The organism is Actinomarinicola tropica, assembly GCF_009650215.1.
GTDB lineage: Bacteria > Actinomycetota > Acidimicrobiia > Acidimicrobiales > SKKL01 > Actinomarinicola > Actinomarinicola tropica.
Genome location: NZ_CP045851.1, coordinates 2,498,611 through 2,510,046 on the forward strand (window position 1 = coordinate 2,498,611; position 11,436 = coordinate 2,510,046).

The window sequence follows — 11,436 nt, forward strand, 5'->3', positions numbered from 1 at the left end:
CCTCAGACGCCGAGGCGGCGGGCGAAGACCTCGGCGGTGCGGGCGAGGCCCTCGCGCAGCTCGATCGTCGGCTCCCAGCCGAGGACCTCACGGGCGAGGGTGATGTCGGGACGTCGCTGCGCCGGGTCGTCGACCGGGAGCGGCTCGAACACGATCTCGACCTCGGCGTTCACGACCTCCTTCACCACTTCGGCCAGCTCGAGCATCGTGAACTCGTTCGGGTTCCCGATGTTCATCGGACCGACGTGGTCGGAGTCGAGCAGGCGGAGGATGCCCTCGACCTCGTCGTCGACGAAGCAGAACGACCGGGTCTGGGTGCCCTCGCCGTAGATGGTGAGCGGGCGACCCTGGAGCGCCTGCACGAGGAAGTTCGACACCACGCGACCGTCCTCGAGCCGCATCGCCGGCCCGTAGGTGTTGAAGATGCGCACGATGCGCACGTCGACGCCGTGGAAGCGGTGGTACGCCATCGTCATCGCCTCGGCGAACCGCTTGGCCTCGTCGTAGACGCCACGCGGGCCGATCGGGTTGACGTTGCCCCAGTAGGTCTCCGGCTGCGGGTGGACCAGCGGGTCGCCGTAGACCTCGCTCGTCGAGGCGAGGAAGAAGCGCGCGCCCTTGGCCCGGGCGAGACCGAGCGTGTTGTGCGACCCGAGCCCGCCGACCTTCATGATCTGGATGGGCAGCTCGGCGAAGTCCTTCGGTGAGGCGGGGCTCGCGAGGTGCATCACCCGATCGACGGGCCCGTCGATCTCGAAGGGCGTGCTGACGTCGTGGCGGACGAACTCGATCTCCCCCGCGTCGACCCAGGCGGAGATGTTGTCCCACGAGCCGGTGATCAGGTTGTCGACGCAGACGACCTCGTCGCCGCGCTCGAGCAGCCGGCCGATGAGCGTGGAGCCGATGAGGCCGGCACCGCCGGTGACGACGACGCGGGCCATCAGCTGCGGCCGATCCCGTCGTAGGTGAAGCCGCGTCGCTTCAGGGCCGAGCGGTCGAGGAGGTTGCGGCCGTCGAGGATGCAGGGCGACGCCATCGCCTCGTGCACCTTGTCGAAGTCGAGCCACTTGAACTCGTCCCACTCGGTGAGGACGGCGAGCACGTCGGCACCGTCGCACGCCGCGTAGGCGTCGCCCGCCAGCTCGACGCCGGCGGGTGCGACCTCCACGGCCGGGTCGTAGCCGATGACCCGGGCACCCCGCTCGCGCAGGCGGCCGATGATCTCGAGCGACGGCGACTCGCGCAGGTCGTCGGTGCGGGCCTTGAACGTGAGCCCCCACACGGCGACCGTCTTTCCCTCGAGGCTGCCGCCGGCCAGGCGGGCGATCTTGTCGGCCACCCGGTCGAACTGCTCCTCGTTGACGTCGAGGACGCCCTTCAGGAAGAAGAAGTCGTAGCCCGCGTCCTCGGCGATGCGCGCCAGCGCCCGGGTGTCCTTCGGGAAGCAGCTACCACCCCAGCCCGGCCCCGGCTGGAGGAACTCCTGACCGATCCGCTTGTCGTAGCCGATCCCGAGCATGACGTCGTTGACGTCGGCGCCCACGGCTTCGCAGATGGCGGCCACGGCGTTGACGAACGACAGCTTGGTGGCGAGGAAGGCGTTGGCCGCGTACTTGATCGTCTCGGCCGACGCCGGGTCGGTGACCATGATCGGCGCCGGGATGCCGACGTACAGCCCGGCGACGCGGATGGCCGCGGCCTGGCTGTCGGCACCGATCACCACGCGGTCGGGCTTCAGGAAGTCGCTGACCGCGGACCCCTCCCGCAGGAACTCGGGGTTCGACACGACGTGCACGTCGCTGCGGCCCAGGGCCCGCTCGACGACGCGGGTCGAGCCGACCGGCACCGTCGACTTGTTGATGACGACGGCGTCAGGCTGGAGCACCGGCCCGATCTCGGCGGCCGCGGCCTCGATGTAGGACAGGTCGGCCGAGCCGTCCTCGCCCTGGGGCGTGGGGACGCAGAGGTAGACGAACTCGGCCTGCTCGGCGGCGGTGGCGGCGCCGAGCACGAAGCTCAGCCGCTCGGCGGTGATGCTCTCGTGCACGAGGCGGTCGAGCCCGTCCTCGAGGATCGGGATCTCGCCGCGCCGCAGGCTCTCGACCTTCTGCTCGTCGATGTCGGCGCAGATGACGTTGTGGCCGAGCGACGCGAAGCACGCGCCGGTGGTGAGGCCGACGTAGCCGGTGCCGATGACGGCGATGGTGCTCGTCACGAGGTCCTCGCTTTCTGAGGGGCGGCGCCGTGCGCATCAACAGGCACGGGGCGCCTCGGGGGTGGAGTCGGGTGCAGGCTCGGACGCCTCGGGCTCGTCGTCGCCGGCGGGATCGGTCGGGTTCGTCGGGCTCGTCGGGGGATCGGACGTCGTCGGGGACGAGGCCGGCGCAGGATCACGCGGTTCGGCGAGCACCCCGGTGTAGTCGCTCCCCGTCGCCAGCTCCACCGGCGCGAGGCGCAGGTCGGGGTCCTCGACGAGGACCGGCGCCGTCGCCAGGTGGCGGGCGAGCAGCTCGGCACCGGCACGCTGGCCCGGCGCGTAGCGGACCTCGGTGCGCACGAGGTCGGTCGGTGAGTTGTCGGTGGAGCGCACGGAGAAGCCGACGAGGCGGAGGTCGTCGGCGACCTCACCCGCCTGGTTGCGCAGGCCGGTGCCGTTGACGACGCGGACCCACACCGACTCTGGCGTGGGATCGAGCCCCTCGGTGCCCTGGAACAGGGCGAGGATCGGCTGGGCCTCACCCATCCGCAGCACCTCTGCGAGCTGACCGCCCTTCATCTCCGGGTCGGTGAGGCCCTGGAGCGTGTACCCGCCGAGGCTCTCCGGGCTGAACATGCGGAACGCGTTCGCGATGTCGAGGATCATGCCCGTCGTCAGCCCCTCGTCGAAGATGACGGCGCCCGACACGGCGTTGACGAGCGCGTTGGCGGTGGCGGGGTTGCGGATGCCCTGGTCGATCGCCTGGGAGAGCGCGAGCCGCATGAAGTCCTGCTGGCGGCGCATCCGGCCCCAGTCGGCCGTTGGGTCCTGCTCCCACCGCCCGTCGACGTAGACCTCGAAGTAGCGCGACCGGGCGAAGGCGAGGGCCTGGTCGGGGTCGAGGCTGACGCAGCCGGCCTCGGGGACGTCGAGGTGGCTGCGACGATCCCTGGCCGGGTGGGGGAAGTAGACCTCGACGTCGCCGATGGCGGCCACGACGTCGCGGAAGCCGGCGAAGTCGACCTGCACGAAGTGGTTGATGGGGATGCCCAGGTACTCGTCGATCGTCTCGATGAGCGCGGGCGCCCCGCCCTCGAGGTAGGTCGCGTTGATCTTGCTGCTGCGAGAGGTCCCCGCGATGGGGACCCACAGGTCGCGCGGGATCGAGAGCAGCGCGGCGTCGCCGCTGCCGGGCTCGAGCCGCAGGATCATGATCACGTCGGCGAGCTGCGACGGCTGGCGGCCCTGCATCACCGGGTCGTCGGGGTCGAGGCCGGCGGAGGAGTCGGTGCCGACGAGGAGGATGTTGAGCGGCTGGGCGTTGCCGCTCGCGTCGGCGGTCGCCGGCTCGAGGACGCCGTCGAGGTACATGCGCGGCAGGTAGCCCGCCTTCTCGTAGCCGACGCCGAGCGCCGCGGCCGTCGACAGGGCCGCGATGACGAGGAACACGTTGAGCGAGAGCAGGAGCCGCTGGGGCCAGGTCCTGCGGCCCCGTGCCCCAGGCGTTGCCGTCCGCACCCGGCGAGCGTACCAGCGGCCCCCTCACGCCGATCCGCGCCGGCGGTGCCGCCGTAGGATCCGGCGATGACCGACGTGCCGCCCCCCGCCCGTCCGACCCCTGGCTCGATCGTCTGGCTCGACGGCGAGCTCGTCGACGCCGACACCGCACGCATCTCGCCGTTCGACCACGGGATCACCGTGGGCGACGGCGTCTTCGAGACGCTGAAGGTCGTCGGCGGGACGCCCTTCGCGATGCGCCGGCACCTCGAGCGGCTCGAGCGGTCGGCCACCGCGCTCGGGCTCGCCTGCCCCGACCACGCCCTCGTCCGCGAGGCCGCGGCGTCTGTCGTCGCAGCCAACGGCGGCGGCGACGCGCGGCTACGGATCACGCTCACCGGCGGACCGGGGCCGCTCGGCTCGAACCGCGGCGACGGCGGGCCGACGTTGCTGCTCGCCGTCTCCGACCTGCCCCCGAGCCCGCCCACGACCGACGTCGTCACCGTCGACTGGGTGCGCAACGAGCGTGGCGCGCTGACCGGACTCAAGACGACGTCCTACGCCGAGAACGTGATGGCCCTCTCCGTGGCGAGCGCCGTGGGCGCCACCGAGGCGATCTTCGCCAACACGGTGGGCAACCTGTGCGAGGGCACCGGCTCCAACGTGTTCGTCGTGCTCGACGGCCGCCTCGTCACCCCGCCGCTGTCGGCCGGTCCCCTCGCCGGCATCACCCGCGACCTCGTGCTGGAGGTCACCGACGCGGTCGAGGAGGACGTCCCGCTCGCCGCGCTGGCCGAGGCGGAGGAGGCGTTCCTCACCTCGTCGACGCGCGACGTCCAGGCCATCGCGCACGTCGACGGGCGGGCGCTGCCCGCGGCTCCGGGGCCGGTCACCACCGCGGCGGCCGCTGCGTTCGCCCGCCTGTTCGAGGGCGACCTCGACCCCTGATCGCTCAGTCCTGGGTGCGCAGGTGGACGACGTCGCCCGCCACCACCGGCACGAGCTCGCCGCCGAGCTCGACGACGAGGTGGCCGGCGTCGTCGACGTCGACTGCCTGTCCGACGAGCGCGCCGGATGCCAGCTCGACCCGGACGGTGCGACCGAGCGTGGCGGAGAGGTGCCGGTAGCGGATGATCAGCGCCTCCCTCCCGCCAGGCGACGCCAGCTCGGCGAGGATCACCTCCAGGCCCCGCAGGTGGGCGACGAGGAGCTGCTCGCGGTCGACGTCGTGACCGGCCAGGTGGTTGAGCGACGTCGCGGTGGCCGCGAGGTCGTCGGGCAGCGTCGCCGGCCAGTTGACGTTGAGCCCCATGCCGACGACCACCGCACGGACCTCGCCGCCGTCGACGACCGATTCGGAGAGGATGCCGGCCAGCTTGCGGTCGGTGCCGTCGCCGTCGGCCACGACCAGGTCGTTCGGCCACTTCAGCCGGGGGCGGACCCCGGCGACGGCCTCGCACGCGTCGGACGCCGCGACCGCGACCGCCGTCGTCAGCAGGTGCAGGTCGCTCGGGGCCAGGTCCGGGCGCACGAGCGTCGAGAAGAGGAGCGACGACCCGGCCGGGGCCGTCCACGTGCGGTCGAGCCGCCCGCGCCCCGCCGACTGGTGGTCGGCGACGAGGACGATCCCGTCGGGTGCACCGCCGCGAGCGAGCTCCAGCAGATCGGCGTTGGTGGAACCGGTCGACTCGACCCACCGCAGATCGGCGAAGCGGCTGCCCGCGAGGGCCGTTCTGGCATGGTCACCCGGCATGCCTGTAACCATATGGTGTGCTCAACAAGGTCCTGATCGCCAACCGCGGCGAGATCGCAGTCCGTGTCATCCGTGCGTGCCGGGAGCTCGGCATCCAGACGGTGGCGGTGTACTCCGACCTCGACCGTGACGCCCTGCACGTCCGCCTCGCCGACGAGGCCTACGCCCTCGGGGGCCAGACCGCCGCCGAGAGCTACCTCAACACCGAGGCGATCCTCGACGCCATCGAGCGCAGCGGCGCCGACGGCGTGCACCCCGGGTACGGCTTCTTCTCCGAGAACGCCGACTTCGCCCGGGCGATCATCGAGTCCGGCACCACCAAGTGGATCGGCCCGCCGCCCGAGGCCATCGAGGTCATGGGCGACAAGATCTCCGCCCGCCTCGCCGCCGAGCGGGTCGGCGTCAACGGCGTGCCCGGCACCACCGACCTCATCACCGACCCCGAGCAGGTCCGCACGTTCGGCGAGGAGCACGGCTGGCCGGTGGCGATCAAGGCCGCGTACGGCGGCGGCGGCCGGGGCATGAAGGTCGTCCAGGGCCCCGGCGACGTCGAGTCGGCGCTCGAGTCCGCCCAGCGCGAGGCGCTCGCCTACTTCGGTCGCGACGAGTGCTACATGGAGCGCTACCTCACGTGGCCCCGCCACATCGAGATGCAGATCATCGCCGACGCGCACGGCAACTGCGTCTGGGTCGGCGAGCGCGACTGCTCGGCGCAGCGCCGCCACCAGAAGCTGATCGAGGAGTCGCCGGCGCCGAACTTCCCCGACGAGATCCGCCAGGCGATGGGCGAGGCCGCGGTGAAGGTCGCCAAGGGCTGCAACTACGTCAACGCCGGCACCGTCGAGTTCCTGTACCAGGACGGCGAGTTCTACTACCTGGAGATGAACACCCGGCTCCAGGTCGAGCACCCGGTCACCGAGATGGTGACGAGCATCGACCTCGTGCGCGAGCAGATCCGCGTCGCCGCCGGCGAGCCCCTCTCGTTCACCCAGGACGACATCGTGCGCACCGGCCACTCGATCGAGTGCCGCATCAACGCCGAGGATCCGGCCGGCGGCAAGTTCCTCCCCTCCCCCGGTCGCATCACCGCACTGACCGTGCCGCAGGGCTTCGGCACGCGCTGGGACGGCGGTTACGAGGCCGGCGACGAGATCAGCCAGTACTACGACAACCTGGTCGGCAAGCTCGTCGTGTGGGGGTCCGATCGCGAGACCGCCCGCCTGCGCATGCTGCGGGCGCTCGACGAGCTGGAGGTCGAGGGCGTGGCCACCACCGCCCCGGCCGACGTCGCGATCCTGTCGCACCCCGACTTCGCCGCCGGCGAGCACTCGACCAAGTGGGTCGAGGAGACCCTCGACCTGTCGGGAGTGGGCGCGGCGCCGGCGGCCGGCGCCTCCGCCGACGGCGACGAGGCCGAGCCGAAGGTCCGCCGCGACGTCGACGTCGAGGTCAACGGCCGGCGCTTCTCGGTGAGCGTGTTCGTGCCCGAGTCGCAGCTGGCCGTCGCCGCGAGCGGCACCGGCAAGGCCGCCGGCGCGGGTCGCCCGAAGCGCGCCGGCGGGTCGGCCGCCGGGGGCGCTGCCGCCGGCGCCGGGAAGGTCACCGTCCCCATGCAGGGCACGATCGTGAAGGTCGTGGTCGAGGAGGGCCAGGAGGTTGCCGAGGGCGACACCGTGGTCGTGCTCGAGGCCATGAAGATGGAGAACAACATCGCCGCCGACAAGGCTGGCACGGTCAAGGCGATCAAGGTCGCCGTCGGCGACTCGGTCGGCGCCGGCGACATCGTCGTCGAGATCGAGTAGCTGCCGTTCCACGCCTGCGCTGGTCAGGACTCGGGGCCCTCGCCCCCGTCTCGTGTCAGTTCGGTCCGGCCACCGGACGGAACTGACACGAGACCAGCGCAGAGGCCCGGTCAGGACGCGCGGCGAGCGGCGTCCCGCGCCGCCGCGACGGTGCGTCCCACCCACGCCGGTCGGGTCGTGACCTGGCGGTAGGTCACGGCGAGGATGGTCCAGCCCAACGCCGCCGCCCGCGCTCGCTTCTCGCGGTCGTCCTCGAAGCGGACGTCGGTGGCGTGCCAGCGCTTGCTGTCGGCCTCGATGCCGATCTTCTCCTCGACGTAGGCCGCGTCGACGCGCATCACGAGCGTCCCGTCGGGTTTCCCGGATCTCGTGTTGGGTCGCCGGTCGTGGCAGTCCGACCGCACGCAGCGCCCGCAGCAGCTTGGTCTCGAAGCCCGTCTCCGTCAGGCACGTGACCCCGCCACGCTCGAGGAGCAGACGCCGAAGCTGGGGCACGCCGGACCGCCCCGGCCGACCGAGCTGTGCGATCGCGTCCCAGAGCCGGCCTTCGGTGGTGAGCCCACGCCGTAGCGCGTCGTCGAGCGCCACCTCCAGGTGCGACCCGCCGACGACGGCGCCCAGATCGACGAGCACCAGCGTGCCGTTCGTGACCCGGAACCCGTCGCGACGCACGCTGCGCGCGCTCGCCAGGTCGGTGACGTGGTGCACCACCGCGTCGAGACCACGGACGCGACGCCCGTGCGGCACGCTCAGCTCGACGGGTGCGTCGTCGAACCCCTCGAGACCCCACAACCGTGCGGCTGCCCGATGGGACACCACCGCCTGGCCTCCGACCCGCAGAACTGCGATCGCGAGCCGCTGCTCCCACGTGTTGGCCGCGCCGACGTGTTGCAGCACCCCGCGGCTCACGACCTCCAGCACGCCCGCCTCGGTCAGGCGCTTGAGCTGCGAGTCCGAGACGCCGAGCGCCCGCGCTTGCGAGCGGGTGGCGACGCCGTGTTGGTCGCGCATGAGTCGGAGGATCGCCGCCACCTGCTCGCTCGCCATCGGTCAATGACACCAGGCGGGTGTGACAACGGAGACGGGTTCGCAGCTCTCGTGTCGCTCTGGTCCGGCTGTCGGACCGAAGTGACACGAGGCGTCGCCGACGCGGTCGGGGCAGGGCCGTCCGCAGCGAGTCGCGGCGAGCCGGGCCGAGTCGCGACGGGAACGCGGGCTACTCGGCGGCTTCGGCGAGGGCCTCGGAGAGGGCGGGGTGGACGAGGATGCTCTCGACGATGTCGGAGACGGTGAGTCGGGCCGTGACGGCCAGCGCGACGACCGAGATGAGCTCGGCGGCGTGCTTGCCGACGATCGACCCGCCGAGCACCACGCCGGTGGCGGGGTCCGACACCAGCTTCACGAAGCCCCGCGGATCGTCGTTGATGAGCGCCTTCGCCGACGACGAGAACGGCACCTTGGTGACGCGGATCTTGCGTCCCTCGGCGAAGGCGTCGGCCTCGGCCAACCCCACGTCGGCGATCTCGGGCTCAGTGAAGATGGCCGACGCCGCCTTGTCGTAGTCGAGGTGGCGGTGCGGCCGACCGATGTGGAGGCCCATGGCGTGCTCGGCGATCTTGCGGCCCTGCATCGTCGCGACCGACGACAGCGGCAGCTTCCCCGACAGGTCGCCGGCGACGTAGATGTGCGGCACCGACGACTGCATGTTGCGGTTGACGACGACGTAGCCGCCGCCGTCCACCTCGACGCCCGCCGCCTCCAACCCCAGGCCGTCGGAGTTGGGGATCGACCCGATGGCGAGCAGCGCGTGCGAGCCCCGCACCGAGCGGCCGTCGTCGCACCGCACGAGCACGCCGTCGTCGCTCACGTCGATGCCCTCGGCGCGTGCACCCTTCAGCAGCTTCACGCCCCGACGCAGGAAGTCCTCCTCGAGGGCCGCCGCGACCTCCGGGTCCTTCTGCGGGAGGACCTGCTGGCGGCTGACGATCAGCGTGACCTCGCTGCCGAAGCTGCGGAACATGTGGACGAACTCCACGCCGGTGACGCCGGACCCGATGACGACGAGGTGCTCGGGCATCTCGGGCGGCGGGTAGGCGTCGCGGGTCGTCAGGATCCGCTGGCCGTCGACCGCGGCCCACTCCGGGATCCTCGGCCGGCTGCCCGTGGACAGGACGACGACGTCGGCCTCGAGCGCGACCTCGCCGTCGGCGGTGTCGGCGACGACGGTGTGCGGGCCGGTGAGCCGCCCCGTCCCCCGGATGATCCGGACGCCCTGGCTCTCGAGGAGCCCGGTGACCGAGTGCTCGAGCCGGTCCTCGATGCCCTGGATGCGCTCCCGCAGCGCCTCGGGGTGGACGCCGGCGTCCGGCACGGCGAGGCCCATCCGCTCGGCCCGCTCGACGAACGTGAGCGCGCCGCCGGTGGCGATCATCGCCTTCGACGGGATGCAGTCCCAGAGGTGGGCGGCGCCGCCGACGATGTCACGCTCGATCAGCGTGACCTCGGCACCCAGGCGGGCCGCGAGGGTCGCGGCCTGGTTCCCTCCGGGACCTCCTCCGATGATGACGACGCGCTTGGCCATTCGTCGGAGGCTACCGGCGGGCCCTACCCGGCGACCCGCTCCAGGCGCACCAGGCGGTGGTCGGCGGTGAAGAGCTGCCGGGTGAGGCCGACCCCGACGACCACGACGACCGTCGCGACCGACCCCAGGATGAGGTACATCAGCGCGAGCTGGACGAGGACCGCGTCGACCGGGTCGACGCCGGCGAGGATGAGCCCGGTCATGGCCCCGGGCAGGAACACGAGCCCGACCGACTTGGTGGTCTCGATCTGGGACGTCAGCGCGGTCCGCAGGGCCGACCGCAGGTAGCTGCGGGAGGCGACCTGCCAGGGCTGGCCGAGCGCGAGCCGGGCCTCGACCTCGTCGCGCTTGTCGGACAGCTCGCCGACGATCCGCCGGGCGGCGACGACGGCGTCCTTCATCGAGTTGCCGATCATCATCCCGGCGACGGGGACGACCGTGCGCCCCTCGACGGGGAAGATGCCGAGCAGGAACACGACGCCGAGGCTGACGGTCGCGGCGGCGGAGATGGCCACGAACCCGACGGGGAGGAGCCCGGGCACCTCGGGTGCCCGCCGCTGGATCGTGACCGCGGCGAAGCCGACCATCAGCACGACCCACAGCCACGACCAGGCGACCGGCTGGTCGGGGTCGACGACGAGGGTGAGCGCCGAGCCGACGAGGAGGAGCTGGACGGCGGCACGGGTCGACGCCCAGGCGATGGTCGCCTCCAGTCCGAGTCGTCGCCAGACCGACAGCCCGACCGCGGTGGCGACGAGCAGCAGCGAGGCCGCCAGCTCCAACCACCCGACGTCCCCCTCGCTCACGACGCCCCCTCGTCCTGTGTGGTCCGGTCCGGGATCCCGGCGAGGAACGCGGCACGCTCCTCGGCGTCGGCGAGCCGCCCCTGCGTGAGCACGATGGGCTCCGGGTCGAGCCGCACCGCCTGGTCGAGGTCGTGAGTGACCCAGACGACGGGCACCTCGCCGGCACCGGCCAGCTGCTGGGTCCGCTCCTCGAGGAGCTGCGAGGCGCGCGGGTCGAGGGAGGAGGTGACCTCGTCCATCAGGAGGACCTCGGGCTCGGTGATGAGCGTCCGAGCGAGGCAGGCCCGCTGGGCCTCACCGCCGGACAGGTCGTCACCCACGCGGTCGAGGAGCGCCACCGGCAGCCCGACCCGCTCGAGCATCCGCTCGAGCGTGGCGTCGTCGGCGTCGGGCCGAGCGACCCGGAGGTTGTCGCGGACGGTGCCCGGGAAGAGCGTGGGCCGCTGGAAGACCATGCCGACCTGACGCCGCAGCGCCAGCGGGTCGATCTCGTCGAGGTCGCGTCCGTGGAAGCGCACGGTGCCCGACGTCGGCACCTCGAGGCGGTTCAGCAGCCGCAGCAGGGTGGACTTGCCGGAGCCCGATGCGCCGAGGATGACGGTGACGCCGCGCCCGGGGAGGTCGAGGGTGATCCCGTCGAGCGGGCGGGCGTCGTCGATGGCGACGACCACGTCGTGCAGCGAGAACAACGGAGGTGGGGCGTCACCCGGCGAGGTCACCGAGGCAGCATCGCACGACGCCGGCGCCGCCCGGTCCCGTCACGGCGTCGCATCGGTCACGAGGTCGGTGTTCGACCAGGC

General features: G+C 72.2%; 10 protein-coding genes and 1 pseudogene. 2 read left to right on the forward strand and 9 right to left on the reverse strand.

Going from position 1 to position 11,436, the window contains the following annotated elements; genetic code table 11:
- Positions 1 to 2: 2 nt before the first annotated feature.
- Genes GH723_RS12360 through GH723_RS12370 form a run of 3 tightly spaced genes read right to left on the reverse strand, consistent with a single transcriptional unit; the run spans position 3 to position 3,715 of the window.
- Complete coding sequence (locus GH723_RS12360) at positions 3 to 941, reverse strand: UDP-glucuronic acid decarboxylase family protein (RefSeq protein WP_153759934.1); 939 nt, start codon at positions 939 to 941, stop codon at positions 3 to 5.
- On the reverse strand, positions 941 to 2,215 hold the full coding sequence (locus tag GH723_RS12365; protein WP_229022811.1) for a UDP-glucose dehydrogenase family protein: 1,275 nt from the start codon (positions 2,213 to 2,215) through the stop codon (positions 941 to 943). Before GH723_RS12365 ends, GH723_RS12360 begins: the two co-directional genes overlap by 1 nt.
- Before the next feature lie 36 nt (positions 2,216 to 2,251).
- Positions 2,252 to 3,715, reverse strand: a complete 1,464-nt coding sequence (locus GH723_RS12370; protein WP_153759935.1) for an LCP family protein — start codon at positions 3,713 to 3,715, stop codon at positions 2,252 to 2,254.
- Positions 3,716 to 3,781: 66 nt separating this feature from the next.
- On the opposite strand from GH723_RS12370, the gene GH723_RS12375 reads away from it, so the two are divergent.
- Positions 3,782 to 4,642: an aminotransferase class IV gene (locus GH723_RS12375; RefSeq protein ID WP_153759936.1), complete on the forward strand. Its 861-nt coding sequence runs from the start codon at positions 3,782 to 3,784 to the stop codon at positions 4,640 to 4,642.
- 4 nt (positions 4,643 to 4,646) lie between these two features.
- On the opposite strand, the gene GH723_RS12380 is transcribed toward GH723_RS12375, so the two are convergent.
- Positions 4,647 to 5,447 carry a biotin--[acetyl-CoA-carboxylase] ligase gene (locus GH723_RS12380; RefSeq protein ID WP_195210275.1) on the reverse strand — a complete coding sequence of 267 codons (801 nt, stop codon included), beginning with the start codon at positions 5,445 to 5,447 and terminating at the stop codon, positions 4,647 to 4,649.
- 17 nt (positions 5,448 to 5,464) lie between these two features.
- Here GH723_RS12380 and GH723_RS12385 point away from each other — a divergent pair, with 17 nt between their 5' ends.
- The gene (locus GH723_RS12385; protein ID WP_153759938.1) at positions 5,465 to 7,249 is read left to right on the forward strand and encodes an acetyl/propionyl/methylcrotonyl-CoA carboxylase subunit alpha; all 1,785 of its coding nucleotides are present in this window, start codon (positions 5,465 to 5,467) and stop codon (positions 7,247 to 7,249) included.
- A gap of 110 nt (positions 7,250 to 7,359) precedes the next feature.
- On the opposite strand, the gene GH723_RS12390 is transcribed toward GH723_RS12385, so the two are convergent.
- The 5 genes and pseudogenes from GH723_RS12390 to GH723_RS12410 form a co-directional block, all read right to left on the reverse strand.
- On the reverse strand, positions 7,360 to 7,587 hold the full coding sequence (locus tag GH723_RS12390; protein WP_229022812.1) for a hypothetical protein: 228 nt from the start codon (positions 7,585 to 7,587) through the stop codon (positions 7,360 to 7,362).
- 568 nt (positions 7,588 to 8,155) lie between these two features.
- Positions 8,156 to 8,296 (reverse strand): annotated as a pseudogene (locus tag GH723_RS19240) (type IV toxin-antitoxin system AbiEi family antitoxin domain-containing protein); the annotation flags it as partial.
- Positions 8,297 to 8,465: 169 nt separating this feature from the next.
- Complete coding sequence (locus GH723_RS12400) at positions 8,466 to 9,830, reverse strand: dihydrolipoyl dehydrogenase family protein (RefSeq protein ID WP_153759940.1); 1,365 nt, start codon at positions 9,828 to 9,830, stop codon at positions 8,466 to 8,468.
- Between the two features lie 23 nt (positions 9,831 to 9,853).
- Positions 9,854 to 10,636 carry an ABC transporter permease gene (locus GH723_RS12405; RefSeq protein ID WP_153759941.1) on the reverse strand — a complete coding sequence of 261 codons (783 nt, stop codon included), beginning with the start codon at positions 10,634 to 10,636 and terminating at the stop codon, positions 9,854 to 9,856.
- Entirely contained in the window at positions 10,633 to 11,355 is a 723-nt protein-coding gene (locus GH723_RS12410; RefSeq protein ID WP_229022813.1) for an ABC transporter ATP-binding protein, read from the reverse strand. Before GH723_RS12410 ends, GH723_RS12405 begins: the two co-directional genes overlap by 4 nt.
- Between the last annotated feature and the right edge of the window lie 81 nt (positions 11,356 to 11,436).